This is a genomic window from Novosphingobium rhizosphaerae, assembly GCF_050920675.1.
Taxonomy (GTDB): domain Bacteria; phylum Pseudomonadota; class Alphaproteobacteria; order Sphingomonadales; family Sphingomonadaceae; genus Novosphingobium; species Novosphingobium rhizosphaerae.
The window spans coordinates 3,615,174-3,639,724 of record NZ_CP137861.1; the positions used below are offsets into that span (position 1 = coordinate 3,615,174).

At 64.9% G+C, this 24,551-nt stretch carries 18 protein-coding genes; 6 read left to right on the plus strand and 12 right to left on the minus strand.

Annotated features, from left to right (window positions below; translation table 11 throughout):
- Positions 1-13 precede the first annotated feature (13 nt).
- Genes R9J51_RS16435 through purU form a run of 3 tightly spaced genes read right to left on the minus strand, consistent with a single transcriptional unit; the run spans position 14 to position 2,759 of the window.
- Positions 14-1,405, minus strand: a complete 1,392-nt coding sequence (locus R9J51_RS16435) for an L-serine ammonia-lyase (protein ID WP_168557746.1) — start codon at positions 1,403-1,405, stop codon at positions 14-16.
- Positions 1,402-1,896 carry a prolyl-tRNA synthetase associated domain-containing protein gene (locus tag R9J51_RS16440; RefSeq protein ID WP_168557745.1) on the minus strand — a complete coding sequence of 165 codons (495 nt, stop codon included), beginning with the start codon at positions 1,894-1,896 and terminating at the stop codon, positions 1,402-1,404. The genes R9J51_RS16435 and R9J51_RS16440 overlap by 4 nt, the downstream gene beginning before the upstream one ends.
- A gap of 11 nt (positions 1,897-1,907) precedes the next feature.
- On the minus strand, positions 1,908-2,759 hold the full coding sequence (gene purU / locus R9J51_RS16445) for a formyltetrahydrofolate deformylase (protein ID WP_218843650.1): 852 nt from the start codon (positions 2,757-2,759) through the stop codon (positions 1,908-1,910).
- Positions 2,760-2,933: 174 nt separating this feature from the next.
- On the opposite strand from purU, the gene R9J51_RS16450 reads away from it, so the two are divergent.
- Positions 2,934-3,884, plus strand: a complete 951-nt coding sequence (locus tag R9J51_RS16450) for a LysR family transcriptional regulator (protein ID WP_168557743.1) — start codon at positions 2,934-2,936, stop codon at positions 3,882-3,884.
- 64 nt (positions 3,885-3,948) lie between these two features.
- On the opposite strand, the gene R9J51_RS16455 is transcribed toward R9J51_RS16450, so the two are convergent.
- The 3 genes from R9J51_RS16455 to R9J51_RS16465 form a co-directional block, all read right to left on the minus strand.
- A complete protein-coding gene (locus R9J51_RS16455; protein WP_169476284.1) occupies positions 3,949-4,404 on the minus strand; it encodes a pentapeptide repeat-containing protein in 456 nt (151 codons plus the stop codon).
- Between the two features lie 894 nt (positions 4,405-5,298).
- Positions 5,299-6,030, minus strand: a complete 732-nt coding sequence (locus R9J51_RS16460) for a hypothetical protein (protein WP_179505114.1) — start codon at positions 6,028-6,030, stop codon at positions 5,299-5,301.
- 11 nt (positions 6,031-6,041) lie between these two features.
- Positions 6,042-6,518 carry a glycine zipper 2TM domain-containing protein gene (locus R9J51_RS16465; protein ID WP_168557740.1) on the minus strand — a complete coding sequence of 159 codons (477 nt, stop codon included), beginning with the start codon at positions 6,516-6,518 and terminating at the stop codon, positions 6,042-6,044.
- Between the two features lie 166 nt (positions 6,519-6,684).
- Between R9J51_RS16465 and R9J51_RS16470 the strand changes: the two genes are divergently transcribed.
- Together R9J51_RS16470 and R9J51_RS16475 are read left to right on the plus strand one after the other, a co-directional pair.
- Positions 6,685-7,776, plus strand: a complete 1,092-nt coding sequence (locus R9J51_RS16470; protein WP_218847395.1) for a tetratricopeptide repeat protein — start codon at positions 6,685-6,687, stop codon at positions 7,774-7,776.
- 155 nt (positions 7,777-7,931) lie between these two features.
- Positions 7,932-8,924: a PAS domain-containing protein gene (locus tag R9J51_RS16475; protein ID WP_179505115.1), complete on the plus strand. Its 993-nt coding sequence runs from the start codon at positions 7,932-7,934 to the stop codon at positions 8,922-8,924.
- Positions 8,925-8,927: 3 nt separating this feature from the next.
- Here the strand turns inward: R9J51_RS16475 and R9J51_RS16480 are convergent, their stop codons facing one another.
- From R9J51_RS16480 to R9J51_RS16505, 6 genes are read right to left on the minus strand one after another with little or no spacing between them, the layout of a single operon-like run.
- Positions 8,928-9,458 carry a sarcosine oxidase subunit gamma family protein gene (locus R9J51_RS16480; protein WP_179505116.1) on the minus strand — a complete coding sequence of 177 codons (531 nt, stop codon included), beginning with the start codon at positions 9,456-9,458 and terminating at the stop codon, positions 8,928-8,930.
- Entirely contained in the window at positions 9,451-12,333 is a 2,883-nt protein-coding gene (locus tag R9J51_RS16485) for a 2Fe-2S iron-sulfur cluster-binding protein (RefSeq protein ID WP_179505117.1), read from the minus strand. Before R9J51_RS16485 ends, R9J51_RS16480 begins: the two co-directional genes overlap by 8 nt.
- Positions 12,330-12,602: a sarcosine oxidase subunit delta gene (locus R9J51_RS16490; protein ID WP_169476291.1), complete on the minus strand. Its 273-nt coding sequence runs from the start codon at positions 12,600-12,602 to the stop codon at positions 12,330-12,332. The genes R9J51_RS16485 and R9J51_RS16490 overlap by 4 nt, the downstream gene beginning before the upstream one ends.
- Positions 12,603-12,623: 21 nt before the next feature.
- Positions 12,624-13,877 (minus strand): sarcosine oxidase subunit beta family protein, encoded by a 1,254-nt coding sequence (locus R9J51_RS16495; protein ID WP_179505118.1) that lies wholly within the window; start codon positions 13,875-13,877, stop codon positions 12,624-12,626.
- Position 13,878: 1 nt separating this feature from the next.
- On the minus strand, positions 13,879-15,114 hold the full coding sequence (locus tag R9J51_RS16500) for an aromatic ring-hydroxylating oxygenase subunit alpha (protein WP_168557733.1): 1,236 nt from the start codon (positions 15,112-15,114) through the stop codon (positions 13,879-13,881).
- Positions 15,115-15,118: 4 nt separating this feature from the next.
- The gene (locus R9J51_RS16505; protein ID WP_179505119.1) at positions 15,119-17,626 is read right to left on the minus strand and encodes a GcvT family protein; all 2,508 of its coding nucleotides are present in this window, start codon (positions 17,624-17,626) and stop codon (positions 15,119-15,121) included.
- Positions 17,627-18,079: 453 nt separating this feature from the next.
- Here R9J51_RS16505 and R9J51_RS16510 point away from each other — a divergent pair, with 453 nt between their 5' ends.
- From R9J51_RS16510 to R9J51_RS16520, 3 genes are all read left to right on the plus strand, one after another.
- Entirely contained in the window at positions 18,080-20,593 is a 2,514-nt protein-coding gene (locus tag R9J51_RS16510; RefSeq protein ID WP_179505120.1) for a TonB-dependent receptor domain-containing protein, read from the plus strand.
- A gap of 174 nt (positions 20,594-20,767) precedes the next feature.
- Positions 20,768-22,990 carry a PQQ-dependent dehydrogenase, methanol/ethanol family gene (locus R9J51_RS16515; RefSeq protein ID WP_432787593.1) on the plus strand — a complete coding sequence of 741 codons (2,223 nt, stop codon included), beginning with the start codon at positions 20,768-20,770 and terminating at the stop codon, positions 22,988-22,990.
- A 2-nt stretch (positions 22,991-22,992) separates the two neighbouring features.
- On the plus strand, positions 22,993-24,360 hold the full coding sequence (locus R9J51_RS16520; RefSeq protein WP_168557730.1) for an amino acid permease: 1,368 nt from the start codon (positions 22,993-22,995) through the stop codon (positions 24,358-24,360).
- Positions 24,361-24,551 lie beyond the last annotated feature (191 nt).

Consider the following 24,551-nt stretch of genomic DNA (forward strand, 5'->3'; position numbering starts at 1 on the left):
TCCTCGAACTCGCTCAGCATTCCACCACGTTGACGGCCACGACGTTGACCGCCAAGCCGCCTAGCGAGGTTTCCTTGTATTTGTCACGCATGTCTGCGCCGGTTTGGCGCATGGTTTCGATCACCTTGTCAAGGCTCACCATGTGCTGCCCATCGCCCAGCATGGCCAGGCGCGAGGCGTCGATGGCCTTAACCGCGCCCATCGCATTGCGCTCAATGCAGGGGATCTGCACCAGGCCGCCCACCGGGTCGCAGGTCAGGCCCAGGTTGTGCTCCATGCCGATTTCGGCAGCGTTTTCGATCTGAGCGTTGTTGCCACCCAGCGCTGCGGTGAGGCCGGCTGCCGCCATCGAGCAGGCCACGCCCACTTCGCCCTGGCAGCCCACTTCCGCGCCAGAGATGGAGGCATTGCGCTTGTACAGCGCGCCGATGGCCGCCGCCGTGAGCAGGAACGTGCGCCGCCCTGCCCGATCGCCGCGATAGCAGCGTTCGTAATAACGCAACACCGCCGGAATGATGCCGGCCGCGCCGTTCGTGGGCGCAGTCACCACGCGGCCGCCGGCCGCGTTTTCCTCGTTCACCGCCATGGCCCACAAGTTGATCCAGTCGAGCACGGCCAGCGGTTCCGACAAGGACATCTGCTGGCGGTGCTGCAATTCCTGCGCCAGCGGCGCGGCGCGGCGCCGCACGTTGAGCCCACCAGGCAGCGTGCCGGTCTGTCCGCAGCCGCGATCGATGCAGGCGGCCATGGTATCGGCCAACAGGTCGAGCCCGGCGTCAACCTCAGAAGGGCTGCGCCAGGCCAGTTCGTTGGCCAGCATGATCTGGGCAAAGGTCAACCCCGTCGCCTCGCCGATCTCGATCAGTTCGGCCGCGCTGGCAAAGGGATAGGGCAGGTCCGGCAGGTCTTGCGCCGGGGCATTGCGGATCACTTCGTCTTCATCGAGCACGAAGCCGCCGCCGACCGAATAATAGAGCCGCCGCGTGAGCATGTCGCCCGCCGCATCCCAGGCGGCCAGCGCCATGGCATTGCTGTGATAGGGCTGCCGCTCGCGCTGGAGAAAGCGCATGTCCTGCGCCGGGGCAAAGGCCACGTCGTGCCGGCCCAGCAGGGCAACACGGCCACGTTCATTGACGCCCGCCACGATGCCGGCCACGGCATCGGGCGCCACGGTTGCAGGAACTTCCCCGGCCAGACCCAAAATCACTGCCACATCGGTGGCGTGGCCCTTGCCGGTCAGCGCCAACGACCCATAGAGATCGACCGAAACCCGCGCCGTCGCGCCCAGCAGGCCAGCGGCATCGAGTGCTTCGGTAAAGCGGCGGGCCGCCACCATCGGCCCCACCGTGTGCGAGCTGGATGGCCCGATGCCGATCTTGAACAGGTCGAAGGTGCTGACAGTCATGGCCGCTCCGGAATGCCTGACACGATCGGGGCGTGATTCCAGCCTGCCAAGGCGCGCAACAAATCACCACCGGAAAGACCGATCGTTGCCGTGTTGCGCAAGGGATGAACGTGAACCTTCGCGGCGTCAACCAAGTCCGCATCGATCACCACGCGCACCGCGCCGCCCGCATCGTTGATCGCGGCAAGCGGCGTCACCGCGCCCGGCGTCACCCCAAGCAGACGCTCCATGTCCTCGGCCTTGCCGAAACTGAACTTCTTGGCGCCCACCGCGCCGGCCAGCGCTTTCAGATCCACGCGCTTGGCATGGTCCACGGTCACCAGCCAGAACGTGCCGTCGGCGTTCTTGAGAAACAGGTTCTTGGTGTGCGCGCCAGGCAGCGCGGCGTGGATCGCTTCGCTTTCCTCCACGGTGAACACCGCTTCGTGTTCCAAGGCATTCCAGGCGATGCCCAGGGCGGCAAGATCGGCGTAAAGCTGCGCCTCGCTCATTCGAACACCCCCTACTTGAACACGACGGTGCGATGGCCGTTGAGCATCACGCGATGCTCGCAATGGGCCTTGACCGCGCGGGTCAGCACGCGGCTTTCGGTTTCCTGGCCCTGGGCGATCAGGTCGTCGACGGTATCGGCATGGTCCACCATCGACACATCCTGCGCGATGATCGGCCCTTCATCCAGATCGGGTGTCACGTAGTGCGCGGTGGCACCCACCATCTTCACGCCGCGCTCATACGCGCGGTGATAGGGCATGGCGCCCTTGAAGGCCGGCAGCGACGAATGGTGGATATTGATCACGCGGCCCTCGAGCGCGCGACACGTCGCGTCCGACAGCACCTGCATGTAGCGCGCCAGGATGACGAGATCGCCATTCTGCTGCGCGATCATCTCCAGCAGGCGCGCTTCCTGTTCGGCCTTGTTTTCCGGCGTGATCGGCAGATGATGGAACGCGATGCCCTCGTGCTCCACGCGGCGCTGCCAGGTTGTGTGGTTCGACACCACGCTGGTCACTTCCATCGGCAGATAGCGCGTGGCCGTGCGATAGAGCAGGTCGTTCAGGCAATGCCCGCCCTTTGAGACCATGACGATCGCGCGCACCTTGACCGACAGGTCGAACACCTTCCAGTCGATGCCATAGGCGCTGCCCACCGACAGGAATGCCTCGTTGAACTTTTCCACCGTCATGCCCGCAGGCGCGGTGAACGCAACGCGCATGAAAAAGCGGCCGGTCACGGCATCATCGAACTGCGCGCTTTCTACTATGTTGCAATCCTGCGCCGAAATCGACGTGGCGATCGCCGCCACCAGGCCCTTGCGATCCACACACGAGACAAGCAGGACGAAATCCGGTTTCAAAAGCGCCACGTCAGCTCCCTTCCGCTGGTTGCCACCCTGATAGGACGGCTTGCCCGCGACAGGAACGGGCCAGCACACACAATAAGCAGATATAATCTGGTAGTTCAGGCTTCATGATGGCACAAGGAAAACACCGGGGGGCCGGCAAAGGGCGGCCCCAGAGGATCAATGCCCATGCGCCTGCCCGCCGAATTCGATCTGCACGGCTTGGAAGTGTTTGTCCTGACTGTGGAACTGGGCGGGATGACGGCCTGCGCCCAGCAATTGCGCATCACCCAGTCGGCGGTTTCGCAAACCATCACCCGGCTGGAACAGGGCATCGGTGCGCCGCTGTTCGATCGCTCGTTGCGGCCACTGGGGCTCACCCCGTCGGGCCGTGCCCTGCACGAACGCGCGCGCAAGCTGCTCGCCAACGCCCGCACCGCTTATGATGAAGTGCGCGAAGGCGCGCAGCAGCCGATCGACCAGTTGACGGTGGGCATGTCGGAAAGCCTGGCCAACCTGCTGACCGCGCCGCTCCTGCGCCGCCACGGCATGCGCGTGGGATCGTGGCGCGTGCGCTCGGGCATCTCGCTCAAGCAGCAGCAGGAATTCCTGGCCCGCCGCTGCGACATGCTCGTCACGGGCAGCAACACCTTGGAAAAGCATCCGGGGATCGAACACCACGACGTGATCGACGATCCTTTCGTGATGATCTTCCCGGCCGATCACACCGGCAGCGTGGAACCGGCCGACGTGGCCGAGCGCCTGCCCTTCGTGCGCTATTCGCTCGACACCGGGATGGGCCAGCGTATCGAAAGCCAGCTCACCCGCATGAAGCTGCGCCTGCCCAACGTGATCGAGGTGGAAATCATCCACCAGCAATTGACCACCGTGGGCATGGGTATCGGCTGGAGCATCACGTCGCTGCTGTGCCTGGCCGCCCTGCCCCAGCTGATGCCGCAACTGCGGGTCGAGCCGCTGCCACGCGGCCGCTTCGCGCGGCGCATCCAGGTGGTGGCGCGCATGGGCGAACTGGGCGACCTGCCCGGCCAGACCGCCTCGCTGGCGCGCGAAACCCTGCTGGACCAGGTCTTGCCACCGCTGATCAACGCCCACCCCTGGGCCGGGCCGCTGCTGGGCTGAAGCCATGGCGGCGTGAACCATGTTGCTGGGCCGCAATCGCCCCGTTGCCGACGTTCAAGTTGGATCAGCGGGTGGCCTTCCTCATCCCGTGAGCTTCGGGGTCGAACCCCTGCGGGAATTGCGTCGCATCATTGTATTCAGCGCCAGTCAGCAACGCGCCTTGCAGCTTAGCGTCGGCGAGGCAGGCACCTTGCAGTTGCGTAGCTCCTCCGACATTGTCCTGGGTAAGATTGGCACCCCGCAGGTCTGCACCAGCCAGTCTGGCCTCTTTCAGGTCGGCACCGCGCAAAACCGCGTCACGTAGATCAGCGTCCGTCAGATCGGCACGGAACATGATTGCCCAGTAGAGGTCGGCGTTTCGGAGATCGGCCGAACGTAAGCTGGCGTCACTGAAGTTGAAGCCTTCAAGATCCGCCTGGCGAAGATCACGGCCAGACAGATCGATGCTGTCGAGGTCGTGGCCGGACCGGTCATCACCTGTATCGAGTAGCTCTCGGCCTGCGGAAGTGTAGAGTTTCATTGGGGCGCTATATCGACCAGTTTCCTAATGTCCGCTTTCCGCCCCCGTTCTTTGCTCCCGCTGGCGATCTGCGCCGAGTCAAAACGGCATAGCGGCTGCCGTCCTCAGTTGGACATTGCGAACGTTCCGCATACGTGCAAGCTGGCGCGGCAATAACCTCAACGCGCGGCATGAAGGTGCTTGGAGGTAAGAAGGTCGTATAACTGGGGTACATCGAGTGAGCGGGTCAGCCCTATTGATCATACTCGCCGTCGTGACGACGGCTGGCGCTTTCCTTCCCAAGTTTCTAAGGTTGGCTGCGGCAATTGCCGGCGTTGCAAGCCTTTCAGTTGCCGCGTTGATCTGGCGCCGAGATGGCGATTGGACCTTCATCCACAACGATATCGAAATATTTCTGGTCGCTGGAATCACCGGCTGCTTAGCTGGCGGCGCCCTACTTCGAGAAGCTGTCGTTTTCGTTTCCTCATTTGCTCAAGGCTTACGTCGTGACCTTCGATAGGAAATGATCGCTCCCACAAGTCTCGGCCCGTTCGGCGCAGTGGGCTTGGCAAAGCCGCTAGTCAGCTGGCGCCCACTTGCGGACGATAGTGCCTACTGACATTTATGTAGCATGATGGCTGAGAACTCGGGCAAAGACACGCCGGCTGATTGCTACGGCTACTTCATGACAGCACTTATGGGGCTGGAGGATGACGCTGCCCTTTCGGGTTATTCCGCGGCGGGCCAAGAGCTTCTTAGAGAAGCGATCCGGATTTTCGGCGCTGAGTTTGACGATAGGCACCGCGCCCATTGGGGCAAGCCAAGCTCATAAAGCACGGTCGGCATCGTTCCTGCGCCAACGCCCGGTTCCCACCAATTCCGGCCCCCTGCCCGCTACCACCTTTCCCAAGCCGCCTATTCGATGTTGACGATATTATACCGCCGCAGGCCGGTATCGTTGACAAAGCACACGCCAAGCTGGCGCTGGCCGAACATGCCGCCCAGGAATTCCAGCGAGGCCGACATTTCCACCAGATAGCGGGCCAGCCGTCCGGCCGCGAGCGCGGTGCCGCGTTCGTAATCCATCATGATCTCGCGATAGACTTCCGAAGACGTGCCCTTCTTCACGCGCTCGGCCGCCACCAGCAGCTTCATGAGTTCCACCTGTCGTGCCGCCGCTTCCTTCTTGTCGAAGAACAGCGAGAACATGTGAATGCCGTAATAGCCGCCGTTGTCCACGGTGCGCAGCGCCCCGCCCAGGAACGCCACGGTGCAGGCGCTGATGCAGGCGCGCCCTTGCGGCACCCGCACCAGCACGCGGCGCGCGCGCAGCGCCCGGCCCATGGCCATGCCCTGCTCCAGATTGCCGCCGGGCGAGGATAGCCACACTTCGTCCACGTTCCCCGCCTGCGAAAGCGCGGCGGCGAGGCGGCTGCCTTCCTCGTCCCCCACGCCGCCGCTGGCATAGAGCACGCGCACCCCACCCTGCTCGATGACCGAATAGGTCATCTGCTCATCGTCGAAATGGGGCACGGCGAAAACCGCGTCGGGCGGCTCCGCCCCGCAATAGGTGCCTTGGGCGCCAGCCGGTGGCACGGCCAGCGCCAGACAGGCCGGAAGGGCGATCGCCCACCTCAACTTGGCCATGGCGCGGCGGCTCAGGCCGGCGCCCAGGCGCTGCTGGGCGGCGTGCGACAGAACCGCGGATTGTCCTTCATTTCCTGCCCATCCACATAGTTCACCTGGCTGACATTGCGGCACACGCGCCCGTCGGGCTGGGCCTGGGGCGTTGAGGCCACCACCGTTCCGCCCACGCCGGGCCGCGTCTCGCTGGTCCATTTCTGTGTCGACGCCTGATCGCTGCCCTTGGCATTGAGCGCCGCTTCGGTGGCCGTGGCCATCTTCTCCTGCTCGCAGCGATCAAGTGACTTGCCGATCCGGCTGCCGACGACCACGCCCAGTGCGCCGCCCAGCACGGTGCCCAGGGTCTTGTCCCGTCCGCCAGCCACGCTGCGCCCCAACAGGCCGCCCAATACGCCGCCGACCACGGCCCCGGCCACTTGCCCGCCATTACCGCCGCACTTGGCTTGCGCCTCCACCGGCATCAAGACAAGACCCAAGGAAGACAATACCATGACAATTGCAATAAGGTTCTTTTGCATAAGCCCCCGTCCCCATGCTGGTTCACTCTAGAAGATGCTAGCATCAAGCCGCATGGTTCGGAAGTAACGAATCGAGACAGGGCATTTCCGTATGTACCCCATTTGGGTTATGTCGCTATATTTCAGGCCCAATGCGGTCTTGACTGTCATTGCGCTTGCCATACTTGCCCTTCCCGCCAATTCGGTGGCACAGGAAAGCGGCGGCCGCGAATGCAAGACGATGCAGGCAACCAGCGGCGATGTCGCCGTGCCAGTGCGCGTGTGCCGCGATCCCGGCGGCGTCTGGCACCGCGTGGAAACGCCGCTCGCACCCACGACAGAGGCTGCCTTTCGCGGCCATCTTGTCTACGCGGGCCAATTTTCCGGCAATGCCGGGCGCATCCAGCGCACGCCGGCCTCGCTGAACCTGGGCCGCACAAGAATCGACCTGGGCTTTTCGACGACGGCCTATCGCAGCCGCCGCGACGTGACCGGCACGGCCCGCATCGATCTGGCCATCCGCAACGGCACGATGCAGGCAACCATGGCGCTGGCCGGACCGGGCCTCAACCAGCGCATCGCGCTGGGCGGCGCGGTGCGGGCAGGCGCCTGTGCGCTCGACAGCGCGTCGGGCGACGCCCACTTTGCCGGCACCTGCACGGAAGAGCGCATGACCGGCAAGCTGGTGGTGGAAAACGCCAGCGGCTGGCGGCTGGAGACGGGCATCGATGCCATGCTGCAAAGCCGACAGAACGATGGCGATGCAGCTCTGGCGGCCGCGGCCGAGCGGCAACGCCAGCAGGAAAGCCAGCGGGCGCAGGCCGAACGAATCTCGCTCTATATCGGCAAGCTGACATTGCGCGCCCGCGGCGGAGACGTGGATGCGATGGGCACGCTTGGCGATATCTATTCCGATGACAGCGTGGTTTCGGCAGACCTGCAGAAAGCCGTCTATTGGTATGGCATGGCCGCCGGGCACAACGATCCGCGCGCGATGTTCAACCTGGCGCTCAGCTATGCCAAGGGCGAAGGCGTGGGCAAGAACTCCACCATCGCCAGCGATCTCTATGCCAAATGCGCCCGCATCGCCTCGAAATACCAGCCCGACTGCGCGCGCAACCTGGGCCTGGCCTATGCGCTGGGCGAAGGCGTGCCGCAAAGCAAGAAGACCGCGCTGTTCTGGCTGCGCGCCTGCGCCCGAATGGGCGACAGCAAGTGCGACGAGATCGCCAATGTCGTGGAGCGCAACTAGGCAGCGTGGGCTGCGGTGTTCGGCGCCAAGCCCAAAAATTGCCCATCTGTCTCCGATCGCGGGAACCAAGATCGTTCCCACCGATTTGATAGCAATCGTGAAGGTGCGCGCGCAGCCCGCCTGACCGGATGTGATGGGGAACTCCGGCAGCAGACATGACGAACATCAAACTTTCCCAACAAGTTGCCGGAATTTCCCACGTCTCCCTGGCCACCGCGTTGGACCAGAGCGTAGACTGCGTGAAAGTCATCGGGCTCGATGGCACGGTCGCCTACATGAACCCCAACGGCATCTGCGCCATGGAAATCGATGCCCCCGTCGACGTGATCGGCAAGCAGTGGGCCGATCTTTGGCCTGCCGAAGCCAGGCCCCATATCGAGAGCGGCTATGCCGCAGCGCTGGACGGCGGCATGTCTCGGTTCCGGGCGCACTGCCCAACGGCCAAGGGCAAAAGCCGCTGGTGGGACGTGAGCGTTTCGGCGCTGTGCGATGACACGGGCAACCTGATCAGCTACCTGGCCGTTTCGCGCGACGTGACGGACGCCGAACTGGCCCGCCAGGTGCTGGAAACGGCCACCCGCGAACTGCACCATCGCCTCAAGAACACCTACACGATGATTTCCAGCCTGATCCGCGGCTTTGCCCGTGGGGACGCACAGAACGCCGAATTCGCCACCGAAATGGCCGAGCGGCTGCTGGCCATGGGCCGTGCCCAGGCGCTATTCACCAGCCGCGATGTGCCATGCAGCCTGGTCGACCTGATCGAGGCCTTGACCATGCCCTTCAGCAGCGGGTTCTGCCCGGTGGCGATGGACGCCGTGCAAGACATCCCGATCGCCCGCGCCTTGGCCGACACCATCGCGCTCGTCGTGGGCGAATTCGCCGTCAATTCATCCAAGCATGGCGCCATCGCCCATGGTGGCGAGATCCGGCTCGCCAGCCGCGACGAGGATGGCGACCTGGTGATCGTGTGGCAGGAAAAATCCAGCCGTCCCGTTGCGGCCACCTCGCGCGAGGGCGGACAGGGGCTTAACCTGATCGACCGCATCGTGCGCCTGCGCGATGGCGCCATCACGCTCGATTGGCAGGCCGACGGCCTGGTTGCCACCTTGCGCTTCAAGGGCGCGGCGCACCCCGGGCCCGACTGAGCGTCAGCCCAGTTGCACCGCCTTGAGCGCGTGCCACAGCCAAGGGGCAAAACTGCGCCACACGAACACGCGAAACATGTCCGCCTGTTCGCGCCAGACGATCACTTCCACCGTCTCGAACACCGTGCGCGTGGCCCGGCCCACGGCAAAGCGTTCGAGATCAAGCGGGCAGCCCGAACACAGCACCCGCGCGGCACTGGCGCCTTCCACGCGGATCACCACGCCGCGCGCGGACACGTCCACCACGCTGACGGGCTGCCCAGCACCGTCGGGCACGACGGTTCCGGCGGGCAGATCGGCCAGCCATTCATCAGGACCAAGGCAGGCGATGCCATCCAGTGTCTCGCCGATGCGGGTCGGCACGGCGCGGCCGATCACGGCACCAAGCGCCTCGGCCGTGCGCGCGCGCAAGGACCAGCGGCTTGCCGGCGGCTCCAACGTCAGCGTCACGCCGCCGGGCAGGACCGCGTTGTTTTCCAGCGCCAGGTCGGTGCCGGCCACGGCCAGCGGGGGAATCGCAATGGCGTCAGACATCGAGGCGGCTCCCTTGCGCATCATAGAACACCGTGCTGGCCGTGACCCGCGCGCGGATCGTACGCCCAGGCATCGGCACATGGATCACCTGGCCATCGCGCGCGCGGCCATCGGCGATCACGGCCATGGCGATCGACCGCCCCAACGTGGCACTGTGATACGACGAGGTGACGTGGCCCAGCATCGTCATCGGCACCGGCTGGGCCGGATCGGCCACGATCTGTGCGCCTTCCTCCAGCACCTCGTTCGGATCTTCGGTCAACAGCCCGACCAGTTGCTTGCGCCCTGGTGCGGTCATGTCGGGCCGCGCCAGCGAACGCTTGCCCACGAAGTCGGGCTTCTTGGCGCCCACGGCCCAGGCCATGCCGGCGTCATCGGGCGTCAGCGTGCCATCGGTATCCTGGCCAACGATGACATAGCCCTTTTCGGCGCGCAGGACGTGCATCGTCTCGGTGCCATAAGGGGTGATGCCGTGCGGCTGGCCGGCGGCGTGGATCGCTTCCCACACCATGCGGCCATGCTCGGCCGGCACGTTGACTTCATAGCCGAGTTCGCCGGTAAAGCTCACGCGGAACAGCCGTGTCGGCACGCCGCAGATGCGCCCCTCGCGAATGGCCATGTGCGGGAAGGCTTCGCGCGACAGGTCGATGCCTTCCACCAGCGGCGCAATCACATCGCGCGCCAGCGGGCCTTGCACGGCGATCACCGCCCATTGCTCGGTCGTGCTGGTCAGCCAGACGTCCAGATCGCTCCATTCGGTCTGGAGATAGTCTTCCATCATCGCCAGCACGCGCGCCGCGCCGCCGGTCGTGGTGGTCAGGTGAAAGCGGTCGGGCGCCAGCCGCGCCGAAACGCCATCGTCGGTGATGAACCCGTCCTCGCGCAACAGCAGGCCATAGCGGCAGCGGCCCGGCGCCAAGGCCTTCCACGGGTTGGTGTACATGCGGTTGAGGAATTCGGCGGCATCCGGCCCGACCACTTCGATCTTGCCCAGGGTGGAGGCATCGAACATACCCACCTGGCGGCGCACGGCCAGGCATTCGCGCGCCACGGCGGCGTGCATGTCCTCGCTCCCTTGCGGGAAATAGCGCGCACGGCGCCACTGCGCCACGTTCTCGAACACCGCACCGCGCGCATCGGCCCAGCCATCGATCACCGTCTTGCGGATCGGCTGGAATAGCGCGTCCTTGTGGTGCCCCATCAATGCGCCAAAGGTTTGCGGCGTATAGGGCGGGCGGAACGTGGTGAGGCCGATATCGGTCACGGCACGCCCCAAGCTGCCCGAGGCGATCTGCAACCCATTGAGGTTGCTGGTCTTGCCCTGGTCGGTCGCCATGCCGTTGGTGGTATAGCGCTTGATGTGCTCGATCGAGCGCATGCCCTCGCGCACAGCCAGATCGATGTCGCGCGCTTTCACGTCATTCTGGAAATCGACGAAAGCCTTGGTCTGCCAGATCGGCTTGGGGCCGGGCAGCGTACCCAGCGCCAGGCCGCTGCCCAGATCCCAAGCCCCGGCACCAGCGCCCACGGCGCGGCAGTTTTCCTGTGGCACGTCGGGCAGATAAGCGCCCCATCCGGCGTCCCAGCGCAGGCTGCCCTTGGCGTGGCTCCACAAATGCACCGTGGGCGTCCACCCGCCGGCCATCAGCAGCGCATCCACGGCCAGTTGCTGCGAATGGCCGGTGCCATCGGCGGCAAAGGTGATGCCGGAAACGCCATGGCGGCCCGAAACGCCCGTCACCGCGTGGCCCAGATGCACGGCAATGCCTGCCGCGCGCACGGCGCCGACCAGGTCGGCGGCCACTTGCGCGCGCAAGTCGATCACAGCCACCACGTTGACGCCCGCGGCCGTGAGCGCCAGCGCATCGCGCCAGCCGCTGTCGTGCACCGCCATCACCGCCACGGCGCGGCCCACCGCCACGCCATAGCGCACGGCCAGGGTGCGGCCTGCGCTCGACAGCATCACGCCTGGCACATCGTTGCCATCGAACACCAGCGGGCGCTCGATCGCGCCTTGCGCCAGCACCACTTCGCCCGCGCGGATGCGCCACAGCCGCTCGCGCGCACCCTTGGCCTCACCCGGCGCCAGATGATCGGTGAGTTGCTCCACCGCGCCCACGAAGTTCTGGTGGTAATAGCCAAAAGCCGTGGTGCGGGTCAGCACCGTCACGTTGTCCAGTCGGCGCAGCGCCATCGCCTTGTCCGCCACTTCGCCCCACAGCGCCTGGTCAGACAGCGCACCACCGCCCAGTTCTTCCTGTTCGTCGATCAGGATCACCCGGCTGCCACCTTGCGCCGCCGCCAGCGCGGCGTCGATGCCGGCCAAGCCACCGCCCACTACCAAGACTTCGCAATGGGCATAGGTCGCGTCGTAATGATCGGGATCGCGCGTCGTCGGGCTGGCACCCAGCCCGGCCATGCGGCGGATCGCCGGCTCATAGAGCTTTTCCCAGGCCGAGCGCGGCCACATGAAGGTCTTGTTGTAGAACCCGGCGGGAAACAGCGCGCCCAGCCGGTCGTTCACCGCGCCCAGGTCGAACTTGAGCGAAGGGAAGCGGTTCTGGCTCTGCGCGTCCAGCCCCTGATACAGCGCGACGGACGGCGCGCGCAGGTTGGGCGTGGCGCGGCCCCAGCCCGGCCCGGTTTCGCCGCGATCCACCGTCACCAGCGCGTTGGGCTCTTCCGTCCCCATGCCCAGGATCCCGCGCGGGCGGTGATACTTGAACGAGCGGCCGAACAGCATCTGGCCCGACGCGACCAGCGCCGAAGCCAGGCTGTCTCCGGCAAAGCCACGATGCGCGCGGCCGTCAAAGGTGAAATCCAGCGGCGCGGCGCGGTTGATCCGGCCGCCGGCAGGAAGACGATAGCCGCTCATCGGCGCGCTTCTCCGGCCTTGTAGGTTTGTTCGAAACGGTCGCTTACGGTGTCGCGCACCGCGTTGAAAAAGCGTCCGCAGCCGTGGGTGTGGCGCCAGCGTTCATGGTGCCGCCCGCGCGGGTTGCGGCGGATGTAGAGGTAATGCTCCCAATCCTGATCGCTCAGCGCGGCCGGGTCGAGCGGCCGGGCGATATGCGCCTCCCCGCCATAGACGAATTCCACCTCGGGGCGGTCTTCTTCGCAATAGGGGCAACGAATCAACAGCATGGCTTGGCTCCTGCCCCTTGCTCAGTGGGCCACGGCGGCCGCGGCCGCCTCGTCGATCAGCCGCCCGTTGCGGAAGCGATCCAGGTTGAACGGCGCGTTGATCGCATGGGGCGCATCGTGGGCGATGGTATGGGCCAAAAGGTCCGCCGCGCCTGGCGTCGCCTTGAACCCGCCGGTGCCCCACCCGCAATTGACATAGAGCCCAGCCACCGGGGTCTTGCCCAGGATGGGCGAGCGATCGGGCGTCACGTCCACGATCCCGCCCCAGGTGCGCAACATGCGCATGCGGGTAAAGATCGGGAAAATCTCGCAGATCGCCGCCAGCGTATGCTCGATGATGTGCAAGGCGCCGCGCTGCGAATACGAGGTATACTGGTCGGTCCCCGCGCCGATCACCAGCTCGCCCTTGTCGGACTGGCTGATATAGGCGTGGACGGTGTTGGACATGACCACGCAAGGGAAGATCGGCTTGACCGGTTCGGACACCAGCGCCTGGAGCGGATAGCTTTCCAGCGGGAATTCCAGACCCGCCATGTTCATCACGACCGAAGTGTTACCCGCCGCCGAAACGCCGATCTTCTTGGCGCCGATGAAACCGCGCTCGGTCTCCACCCCCAACACCGCGCCATCCGCGCCCCGGCGAATGCCGGTGACGGCGCAGTTCTGGATGATGTCCACGCCCAGCGCCGTGGCCTTGCGGGCATAGCCCCAGGCCACGCTATCGTGCCGGGCGGTGCCACCGCGCCGCTGCAACGCGCCGCCCAGCACCGGATGGCGCGCATTGGGCGAAATATCGAGCGGCGGGCAATAGGCCTGGCACTCTTCCGGGGTGAGCCATTCATTGTCCACGCCGTTCAACCGGTTGGCGTGGATGTGGCGCTTGAAGCTCTGGATGTCGTGCACGTTGTGCGCGAGCATCAGCACGCCCCGCTTCGAATACATCACGTTGTAGTTGAGCTCCTGGCTCAACCCGTCCCACAGCTTGACCGCGTGGTCATAGAGGTGGGCGCTTTCATCGTAGAGGTAGTTCGAACGGATGATCGTGGTGTTGCGCCCGGTGTTGCCACCGCCCAGCCAGCCCTTTTCGATCACCGCCACATTGGTGATCCCGTACTTGGCCGCCAGGTAATAGGCCGCGCCCAGGCCGTGCCCGCCGGCGCCCACGATGATCACGTCGTAGGCCGCCTTGGGCGCCTTGTCGGGCCACTGTTCGGGCCACGACTGGTGCCCCGAAAAGGCCTGCGCGATAAGATTGAGCCCGGAAAAGCGCATCATCTCAGGATTGTCCTGCCGCTTCCAGCGCAGCCTTGCCGCGCTCGACGTAGAAGGTCTTGAAGGCATCGACGAGGTTTTCCTCCAGGGCATAAGGCCCGGGACGATAGCCATCGGTGGCAATGCCGGCGTGGTTCATTTCGGCAAGGCGCCGATCCTGGCGATTGGTGGCTTTCCATACGTGCGTCAGGTTCTCGACGGTGTAGTCCTCGCCTTCCACGGCGTCTTCGTGGACCAGCCACGAGGTGCGCAGGATCGAACGATCCGGCCCCTGCGGCATCACGCTGAACGTGACGACATGGTCACAGCAGAAATGGTGCCAAGAATTGGGCTGGGTCCACACCGAAACGCTGGTCGGCTCGGCATGATCGACCGACCAGATCAGCTTCCGTGACGCCGGCTGTCCGTCGATCGTCTGAGACAGCGCACCATGGGCCAGGCCCAGCCGCCCCACCCGGTGCCAGCCGCCATCAGGGAATTCGACCAGGTCCTGCCACACGCCCAGCGCCTTCCAGTGCTCCACCTGGTCGGCCACATCGGCTTCGTCGCTGGCATCGCCATCTTCCGGGTTGCCCCGGCCAAAGCCCGATCCGCTCAGCGAATTGAGCAGTTCGGGATGGTTCGCCTCGCAGTGATAGCACTCGCGGTTGTTTTCCATGACCAGCTTCCAGTTGGCCGTGTCGTGCAGGTCTTCCACCGCCGCCACTTTCAGCTTGTCCAGGTTGTAGATGCCGATCGCCGCAGCGATGTCGGCCTTGGCGCGGTCGATCGGCGGCGGATTTTCCGCCAGGCAGATGAACAGCAGGCCGCCGCAATTTTCCAGCGCCACTTCGCGCAGGGCATGCGCGCTCTTGTCAAAGCCTTCGGGCATGCCGCGCGCAGCGATCAGCTTGCCGTCCAGCCCGAATGTCCAGAAATGATAGGGGCACATGATGCGCGGCATCGTGCCGGCCTGCACCTGGCAGATGCGCGAGCCGCGATGGGTGCAGGTGTTGTAGAACGCGCGGATCGCGCCATCCCGGCCGCGCACGATGAACACCGAATTGTTGGCCATTTCGAACACATAGAAATCGCCGGGGTTCTTCACGTGGGCCACGGTGCAGGCATAGAGCCACACCGACTTGAGCATGACCTCGGTATCGAACTTGAACGCCTGCTCGCTCGTATAGAGCGCCTGGGGCAAGGTATATCCGGGACGATCCTGGTTCAGCAGTTCGGCAATCGATTCCAAATCGCGCATGGGACTAGCTCCGCAAGGCAAGGTTTTCGGGGTCGAAGGGCGAGTCTGGGATCACCACGGCCTTGTGCACCGTGCCGAGAATGGAAATTTCCAGCTCGGTGCCAAGGTTTGCGTGTTCGGGTGCGATCATCGCCAGCGCCAGCGACTTGGCCGTGCGCCAACCATAGCCGCCCGACGTGGCGCGGCCAACAAGTTGTCCATCGCGATAGATTGCTTCGGAGCCGCGGGCATCGGCATCGGTAACGCCCAGCACCTCCAGGGTAACAAGGTTCCAGGAAAGGCCGGTTTCCTTCTTCGCCAGCAGCCCGTCACGGCCAACGAAGTCCGGCTTCTTGAACGAAATGAAGCGCTCAAGCCCGCTTTCCAGCGCGTTGTATTCCACCGACAGTTCGCGGGGGATCAGCTTGTAGCTCTTCTCCAGCGCCATCGACGTCATCGCCCGGATGCCAAAGGGCTTGATGTCGAATTCGGCGCCGGCGGCCATCAGCTTGTCGAAGATGTAGTTCTGCATCTCGATCGGGTGGTGGAATTCCCAGCCCAGTTCGCCGATGAAATTCACCCGCAGCGCGTCGCACGGCGCGGCGCCGATGGAAATGCGCTTGCCGGTCAGCCAGGGGAAGGCCTCGTTCGACAAGTCGGTGTGCGTCACCTTGGCCAGCACGTCGCGCGCCCGCGGCCCGGCGAGGACCAGCACGCCCATCGCCGTGGTCAGCCGCTCGAACTTCACCGAACCATCGGCGGGCAGCGCCTTGATCAGGTAATCGTGGTCATGCGATTCCAGGGCGCCGGCCGAAACCAGATAGTAGCTCTGCGGGCCGCGCTTGTAGACGGTGAATTCGCTGCGCACGCCGCCGGCCGGGGTGAGCAGGTAGGACAGCGTGACGCGGCCGATCTTCTTCGGGATAGCGTTGGACAAGAGCTTGCCCAGCCATTCTTCCGCACCGGGGCCGGAAATGAGGCACTTGGCAAAGGCGCTCATGTCCTGGATGCCAACCTTTTCCGACACATGGCGGCATTCGTTGCCAACATGCTCGAAATAGTTGGAGCGGCGGAACGACCACTTTTCGCGGATCGGCGCGCCCGGCACATCGGGGTGGTTGTGGTTGAGCAGCGTCTCGGGCTTGTCGAGATCAGCCTCGCTCAGCTCGTAGCCTGCGGGCGCGAACCAGTTGGGGCGCTCCCAGCCGAACACGCTGCCGAACACCGCGCCAAGCGCCTTCATCCGGTCATAGCAGGGCGTCTGGCGCAGGGGCCGCGCGGCCTCGCGCTCTTCGTCCGGGTAGTGGACGGTGAACACCTTGGCATAGGCTTCCTCATTCTTTTCGATGAGATAGCCTTCATCGGCATAGGTGCCGAAGCGGCGCGGGTCCACACCCATCATGTCGATGGTGGGTTCTCCGCCCACGATCCAGTGGGCGAGCTGCCAACCCGCGCCGCCTGCCGCCGTGATGCCGAAGCTGTGGCCTTCATTGAGCCAGAAATTCTTCAGCCCCGGCGCCGGTCCGACGATGGGCGACCCGTCGGGCGTGTAGGCGATGGCACCGTTGTAAACCTTCTTGATTCCCAGCTCGCCAAAGGCGGGCACGCGCTCGATGGCCGAGAGGATATAGGGCTCCAGGCGTTCGAGCGCATCGGGGAACAGTTCGTATTCGCTGTTGGCCGCCGGACCCTTCACATAGCAGGCCGGCGCGCCCACTTCGTAGGGGCCAAGCAGCAGGCCGCCGGCTTCCTCGCGCATGTACCAGCTCGAATCGCTTTCGCGCAGCACGCCCATTTCGGGCAGGCCCTTGGCGCGGCGCTCCATGATGGCCGGGTGCTGCTCGGTCACGATGTACTGATGCTCAACCGGGATCACCGGCACGTCCAGGCCGACCATCGCGCCGGTCTGGCGGGCAAAGCTGCCGGTGGCCGAAACCACATGCTCGCAGGTGATCTCGCCCTGGTCGGTTGCCACCACCCATTCGCCGTTCGGCTTTTGCGTGATGCCCGTGACCGTGGTGTTGCGCATGATCATGGCGCCGCGCTGGCGCGCGCCCTTGGCCAGGGCCTGGGTCAGGTCGGCCGGCTGGATATAGCCATCGGCCGGGTGCTGGATCGCGCCGAGCACGCCATCCATCTGCGCCAGCGGCCAGATTTCATGCACTTGTTCGGGCGTCAGAAAATTGACGTCGACCCCGATGGTCTTGGCCACGCCCGCGTAATAGCGGTATTCGTCCATCCGGTCCGGGCTGTTGGCCAGGCGGATATTGGACACCCGCGAAAAGCCGACGTTGAGTTCGGTTTCGGCCTCCAGGCTGGGATAGAGATCCACCGAATACTGGTGCAGCTTGCCCACCGAATAGGACAGGTTAAACAGCGGCAGCAGGCCGGCGGCGTGCCAGGTGGACCCAGAGGTCAGCTCCTTGCGCTCGATCAGCACGACATCGGACCAGCCCATCTTGGCCAGGTGATACAACGTGCTGACGCCGACGACGCCGCCACCAATCACCACAACGCGCGCAGTAGTCTTCATGTCATGCCTCGGCTTTGCTTGGCTGCCTGTTGACAATAGCGCTATGCCAGCGCGTGCGCCTTCGCAATCACGGCACTGCACCATTTCACAAACTAATGCGAGGGATTAGAAATAGTGCTTCCCGAAAGGGTGATCCGGCCCCTTGGACGACTCCTCGCCGGGCCTCTGACACGATGCCCTGGCCGTTGCCGAACGCCGCCCCCGCCCAGCCTATCCCGCCATTAGGCAAGTTAATGAGAGTAGTAAGTAGGTGTTATTACCAAAAGCAACCGGAAATTCCGAGTTAATCTAATTTAATCAGCACTATACACCCAAAGTCCGCAACACTTCCGCTTAGCTTGCCAGGGCTTTCACTCTGTTGCCAGAGGGTTGCTGCGCCTGCGTTCCTGATGCACGATCCGGGTGCAGGTATTGTGCCCCCACAACGAGGGGCCGGCTTGGAGGGAAGCTGTCATGCGTAACCTGGTGCTTTCGGGCCTTGGCCTCGATCAAAACAAACAAAAATCTTCATCCGCAACGCGCCGCCGCTTGCGCGGCATGGCCCTGGCGGCCACCGCCATGATGCCGGCGGTCGCCTTGGTGCCCGGCGTGGCCCAGGCGCAAACCGCCGCCCCGGCGGATGCCCCGGCTGTCGCGCCGCAGGCTGAAACCGGCAGCGGCGATATCGTGGTGACCGCGCAGCGCCGCGAACAGAAGCTCAACGATGTCGGCATCGCGGTCTCGGTCATTTCGGCCAAGGACCTGCGCGCGCTCAACATCAACAACGCCACCGATATCGTCCGCGCCATCCCCAACCTGAAGTACAATGCCTATGGCTCCAGCCAGGTGGTGTTCAACATTCGCGGCGTGTCGCAAAACGACTATGGCGACCAGCAGGAACCGCCCGTCGCGGTCTATCAGGACGATAGCTACGCCGCCTCGATCACCACGGCCAGCTTCCCGATCTTCGACCTCGCCCGCACCGAAGCGCTGCGCGGGCCGCAGGGCACCCTGTTCGGCCGCAACGCCACCGGCGGCGCGGTGCAGTTCATTTCCAACCAGCCCACGCACGATTTCGGCGGTTATGTTTCCGCCACCACCGGCAGCTTCAACCAGTCGGTGTTCGAAGGCGCGCTCAACGGCGGGCTCACCGATACCCTGGCCGCGCGCATTTCGGGCATCTACGATCGCGATTCCGGCTATATCAAGAACCTGCTGCCCGGTGGCGCGGATCTGGGCGCCAACAACCACTGGGCCACGCGCGGTATCCTGCAGTGGGACCCGTCCAGCGATTTCCGCGCCCGCCTGACGGTGCGCTATGCCCAGGCCGATCACGAGCGCCAGGCCGGCGTCTATACCCTCACCCCGGCCTGCCCCAATGCGCAATTCCAGGGCGAATTCCTCGCCGCCAACCAGGTCTGCGATTATTGGAACAACTACGGCGGCACGTCCTACAACAACGGCGTGCCCGGCTCGGTCGCCAATGGCTATGCCAATCCGGCGATCACCGCCACCCAGGGTGGCAACCCGTGGCAGACCTATAGCGCGGGCGAAAACTATGTGAACCGCAAGCAGTTTGCCGCCACGCTGCGCCTGGAAGCCAAGCTGGGCGCGTTCGACGTCACCTCGATCACCGATTACCAGAACCTCGCCAAGTTCTATATCGAAAGCGATGATGGCGTGCCGGGCCTGCCCTATCAGGAAGGGGTGGCGCTGCCGCCCTATACCACCGGGCCCTGCGCCACCGCGCCGAGCATCACCTGCTATGCCTCGGGCACGATTTTCTACCAGCGCGCCCGCACCCAGCAGATCACCCAGGAACTGCGCGCCGCCACCCGTTTCGGCAACAACTACCTGGCGTTCGGCGCCTTCGGCATGCTGCTGACCGGCAACTATGGCGCCAAGTACGCCACCCCGTTCGACCAGTACGATCCCACCGTGCGGTTCTATCAGCGCACCAAGTCTTTCGCCGTGTTCGCGCAGGACGAATACAAGTTCGACGATCACTTCAAGCTGATCCTGGGCGCGCGCTATTGGCGTGACAGCAAGCTGGCCTGGTACACGGCGAAGGAGTCGATCTCGGGCCTGACGGTGAACTGGGGGCCTAGCGGGATCAATTTCTTCGATCCCACCGGCGCTGCCGATGCGGCCGGCATCACGGTCACCCCTTCGGCGGCCAAGCCCACCTATGACGGCGTCACCGCGCGGGCAGAGCTGGATTACAAGCCCGGCCCCGACACGCTGCTCTATGCCAGCTACAACCGCGGCTCCAAGTCAGGCGGGTTCACGTTTTCCACCGGCACGCCGTTCCCCGGCCAGGCGTTGATCGATACGCTCAACAACATCCCTTACCGGCCGGAAACGCTCAATGACTACGAAGTGGGGCTGAAGACCAAGATCGGCCCGGACGTGCAGTTCAACCTTGCGGCGTTCTATTATGATTACAAGAACTACCAGGCCTATGTTCAGGTCGGCTATACGCAGCTGGTGCGCAACCTGCCCGCCACGATCAAGGGCGTGGAAGCCGAATTGACCGCCCACCCGATCGAGGGCTTCACGCTCCAGGCCTCGGCCGCGGTCCAGGACAGCAAGGTCAAGAACGTGCTGCTGCCCGATGGCGTCACGGTGGTGAACCACGATCTGCCGCAGGCGCCGGGCTTTTCCGGCAATGCCCTGGTCCGCTATGAGTTCGGCCTGGGCGGCGCGCGCGTTTCGCTCCAGGGCGATGCACTCTACACCGGCAAGTTCTGCTTCTCGGTGCTCTGCGCGCCCGACGAGCGTGAAGGCGCCTACCACGTGGAAAACGCGCGCATCGGCGTGATCCCGGCGGGCAACAGGCTGGAACTGGCGTTCTTCGTCAACAACCTGTTCAACCGGGTCTATCGCTCCTACGCGTTCGACGGGTCGCTCTATTGGGGCGATGCGCTCAGCGTCTATGGCAAGCCGCGCACCTGGGGCCTCACCGCCCGGGTCAACTTCGGCAACTGATCACCCCGACAGACAAGGCCCGAACCCCGGCAAAGGGTTCGGGCCTTGGTCATGATGGCCATGGCGCACGCGATGCCTCGCGCCGAATGGGCGGGCGGCGGTCGGCGATTGCGGCTGTGGATAAACTGTGATCTATCTTGCCAAACGCCCTCCCCCGCCGGAAAGTGCCAGCCCATGAAAACCCTGCGCGCCAGAAACCTGCGCCGGCCCGCCCTGCTCCTGCTTGCCTCCGCCGTGCTTAGCTCGGGCGCGCTGCTGCTCAACGCCTGCACCAGCGCCCGCGCCGATGTCGCGTCCGATACGCCGGGCCATCGTGCTGCCGCGCCGCTCGCCGGGGCGGAATGGCCGCTGACCGGGGGAGATACCGCCGGCACGTGGTTTTCCGCGCTATCCGATATCAACGAAACCAACGCGGGCGATCTGGGCTATGCCTGGTCCTATGACATGGGCACCGAACGGGGGCAGGAAGCAACGCCGCTGGTGATCGACGGGGTCATGTACACCTCGGGCATCTGGGGCAATGTCTACGCCCTCGATGCCGCCACCGGCAAATTGCTGTGGCAATACGATCCGCAGGTGGATGGTCAGTGGGGGCGCAACGCCTGCTGCGACGTGGTCAACCGGGGCGTCGCCTATCGGGACGGCACGGTCTTCGTCGCTTCGGAAGACGGGCGGCTCCACGCGATCGACGCCAAGACCGGCCAGGCGCGCTGGATCGCGGATACCATCGTCAACCACAAGCAGCCCTATGCCTCCACCGGCGCGGTGGTCCTCACCAAAGACAGCGTGGTGATCGGCAACGCCGGGGCCGATATCGGCGATGGCGACCTGCGCGGCTATATCTCCGCCTGGGACATCAAGACCGGCGCGTTCAAATGGCGCTTCTTCACCGTGCCGCCCGCGCCGGGCCAGCCGTTCGAGCATCCCGAACTCGAACGGGCCGCCAAGTCGTGGGGCCCCAACCGCGACGGACGCACCCAGAACGGCGGCACCGTGTGGGACGGGCTGTCCTACGATCCCGAAACCGACCAGATCGTGTTCGGCACCGGCAATGCCTCCCCCTATCTGCGGTCTGCCGACGGCAAGCGCCACGACGATCTCTTCAACGCCTCGATCATCGCGGTCAACGCCCAGAGCGGGCGGATGAACTGGTACTACCAGACCACGCCGGGCGACGAGTGGGACTATGACGCGGTCCAGAAGTTCGTGTTCGCCAACCTGGACCTGGGCGGCCAGCCCCGCCGCGTGGTGATGCAGGCCTGCAAGAACGGCTTTTTCTACACGCTGGACCTGAAAACCGGCAAACTTCTGTCGGCCGATCCGTTCACCTATGTGAATTGGGCCAAGGGCGTGGACCTGGCGACCGGCCGTCCCATGGTCACGCAGCAGGCGGACTATTCCAAGAGCCCGAAGAACGTATACCCCTCGTGGGCCGGCGGGCACACCTGGAACCCGATGTCGTTCAGCCCGCAGACCGGCCTGGTCTATATCCCGGCGATCGACGCGGGCAACGTGCTGCTCAACATGAAGGCCAACGGCGGCTCGCTCACCCATCTCGAAGGGTTTTTCTCGTCCGACGGCATTTTCCCCGACGATCTCTACGATCCCGCCGCGCTCAAGCGCACGCTGGGGCCGCTGCCGGCCAAGGACGAATTGCAGAAGGAGCGTCCCGGCGTGAAGCTGGTGCGCGAAGTGCTGCGCGCGTGGGACCCGGTGGCCCGTAAAGTGGTGTGGGAACGCGTCACCTCGCAAGGGGTGCGTGGGTATGATGGCGGGGTGCTGAGCACGGCGGGCAACCTGGTGTTCCAGGGGCGTGGCGACGGCAGCTTGTGGATCTACAACGCCCGCACCGGCGCGCCGATCAAGACGATCCACACCGGCAGCCACATCATGGCCGCGCCGATGACCTACAAAATCGCGGGCGTGCAATACGTGGCGGTGCAGGCCGGCTATGGCGGATCGGGCATCACGTTCCCGATTCCCCCCTCCAGTGCCGCCTATGGCAACCGCAACGCCAACCGCATCCTGGTGTTCAAGCTGGGCGGCGGCGCCGTGCCCATGCCCGACAAGCGCGAGCCGCTGCCCTATCCCGCGCCACCACCGCTCAAGGCCAGCCCGGCACTGATCGCGCGCGGCGAGGACAAGTTCACCGAAAACTGCTCCCGCTGCCACGTGCTGGGTACGCCGGGCGTCACGCCCGACCTGTCGCGCCTGCCGCGCGAGGTGCATGGCCTGTTCAACGACATCGTGCTCAAAGGGGCGCTGGCGCCGCTGGGCATGGCCCGCTTCGATGACGTGGTGACAAAAGCCGATGTGGAAGCCATCCATGCCTATCTGATCGACCAGCAGGCGCGTGGCTATCGCGCCCAGCAGTCTGCCAAGAAAGCGAGTCACTGATCATGTCTGCATCTCCCCCCGGCGAAGCGCTGGCCCATTCGCTCAAAGCGCGCCACGTCACCATGATCTCGATCGGGGGGATCATCGGCGCCGGCATCTTCGTGGGTTCGAGCGCGGCGATCCATATCGCCGGGCCGGCAGTGCTGCTGACTTATGCGCTGTGCGGCCTGCTGGTTTTCGTGATCATGCGCATGCTGGGCGAAATGGCCATGGCGCGGCCCGGCGTGGGCTCGTTCACCGGCTATGCCGCGCTGGGCCTGGGGCCCTGGGCGGGCTTCACCACGGCCTGGCTCTATTACTATTTCTGGGTGATCACCATCGCGGTTGAGGCGATTGCCGGGGCGAACATGCTGATGCCGTTCATTCCCCTGCCGATGTGGGCGCTGGCTGCGCTGCTGATCGCGGCAATGACCATGGTCAACCTGTTCTCGGTCAAGACCTATGGCGAGTTCGAGTTCTGGTTCGCCTCGCTCAAGGTCGTGACGATAGTCGGTTTCATGGCGCTGGGCCTGGCCTACATCTTTGGGTTCGGGCCGGGGCTGGCACGTCTGACCAGCAACTTTGCCAACCATGGCGGCGCCTTTCCCACCGGGCTAGGCGCGGCGTTCACCGCAATTCCAGTGGTGATCTTTTCGATGATGGGTTCCGAAGTGGCGACCATCGCCGCGGTGGAAACCGAAGACCCGGCGCGCAACATCGTGCGGGCGGCGCGCACCGTCACGTTGCGCATCATGTTCTTCTACATCGGCTCGATCGCGGTGATCCTGGCGATCCTGCCGTGGGATACGGTCGTTTCCGGACAATCCCCGTTCGTCGCCGCCCTGTCGATCATCAAGGTGCCCGGCGCCAAGGGCGTGATCGGGGCGGTGATCTTCACCGCGATCGTCTCGTGCCTCAATTCGGCGATCTACGTCACCTCGCGCATGCTGTTTGAAATGGCCCAGCGCGGCGATGCCCCGGCCGCGTTCGGGCGGGTATCGCCGCGGCGGGTGCCGGCGCTGGGCATCGTGGTTTCGGGCGTGGCGGGCTTTGCCGTGGTGCTCACCTCGGTGTTCTCGCCCGATGGGCTGTTCACCTTCCTGCTGCAATCGTCGGGCGCGACGATCCTGTGCGTCTACCTGCTCATCTCGATAAGCCAGATCGCCCTGCGGCGCCGGCTGGAAGCGGCGGGCGAAAGACTGGCGGTGAAAGTCTGGGCCTTCCCGGTGATCTCATGGGTCGCGGTGGGCGGGATCATCGCAGTGCTGGTGATGATGGCGCTGATGCCCGATCAACGCCTGCAGGTGGCCTTGAGCCTGGCCGTGTTTGCCGCCTGCATCGGCGCGCATTTCCTGCGCCGGCAGCGTGCCCACAACGCGCAGGTGGCGTGATCGCCCACGCCTGCGCCATTCTGCCAACGACATGCTGGCATCGACAGGCGGCTTTGCTTTCATCGGAAACCATCGGCTAGCGCAGCGGTGTGGTCGTCGTGCCCTCGACGACCCGATCCCCCCGCTGCCGCGCCCGGCGCCCCCCCAATGCGGGCGCGGCAGCCCCCTGAACGCCCAAGAATGGATTTGCC

Coding starts and splice junctions, on each gene's coding strand:
- R9J51_RS16435 (WP_168557746.1), bottom strand. CDS start 1,405: ATGACTGTCAGCACCTTCGACCTGTTCAAGATCGGCATCGGGCCATCC.
- R9J51_RS16440 (WP_168557745.1), bottom strand. CDS start 1,896: ATGAGCGAGGCGCAGCTTTACGCCGATCTTGCCGCCCTGGGCATCGCC.
- R9J51_RS16450 (WP_168557743.1), top strand. CDS start 2,934: ATGCGCCTGCCCGCCGAATTCGATCTGCACGGCTTGGAAGTGTTTGTC.
- R9J51_RS16455 (WP_169476284.1), bottom strand. CDS start 4,404: ATGAAACTCTACACTTCCGCAGGCCGAGAGCTACTCGATACAGGTGAT.
- R9J51_RS16460 (WP_179505114.1), bottom strand. CDS start 6,030: ATGGCCAAGTTGAGGTGGGCGATCGCCCTTCCGGCCTGTCTGGCGCTG.
- R9J51_RS16465 (WP_168557740.1), bottom strand. CDS start 6,518: ATGGTATTGTCTTCCTTGGGTCTTGTCTTGATGCCGGTGGAGGCGCAA.
- R9J51_RS16475 (WP_179505115.1), top strand. CDS start 7,932: ATGACGAACATCAAACTTTCCCAACAAGTTGCCGGAATTTCCCACGTC.
- R9J51_RS16480 (WP_179505116.1), bottom strand. CDS start 9,458: ATGTCTGACGCCATTGCGATTCCCCCGCTGGCCGTGGCCGGCACCGAC.
- R9J51_RS16485 (WP_179505117.1), bottom strand. CDS start 12,333: ATGAGCGGCTATCGTCTTCCTGCCGGCGGCCGGATCAACCGCGCCGCG.
- R9J51_RS16490 (WP_169476291.1), bottom strand. CDS start 12,602: ATGCTGTTGATTCGTTGCCCCTATTGCGAAGAAGACCGCCCCGAGGTG.
- R9J51_RS16495 (WP_179505118.1), bottom strand. CDS start 13,877: ATGATGCGCTTTTCCGGGCTCAATCTTATCGCGCAGGCCTTTTCGGGG.
- R9J51_RS16500 (WP_168557733.1), bottom strand. CDS start 15,114: ATGCGCGATTTGGAATCGATTGCCGAACTGCTGAACCAGGATCGTCCC.
- R9J51_RS16505 (WP_179505119.1), bottom strand. CDS start 17,626: ATGAAGACTACTGCGCGCGTTGTGGTGATTGGTGGCGGCGTCGTCGGC.
- R9J51_RS16510 (WP_179505120.1), top strand. CDS start 18,080: ATGCGTAACCTGGTGCTTTCGGGCCTTGGCCTCGATCAAAACAAACAA.
- R9J51_RS16515 (WP_432787593.1), top strand. CDS start 20,768: ATGAAAACCCTGCGCGCCAGAAACCTGCGCCGGCCCGCCCTGCTCCTG.
- R9J51_RS16520 (WP_168557730.1), top strand. CDS start 22,993: ATGTCTGCATCTCCCCCCGGCGAAGCGCTGGCCCATTCGCTCAAAGCG.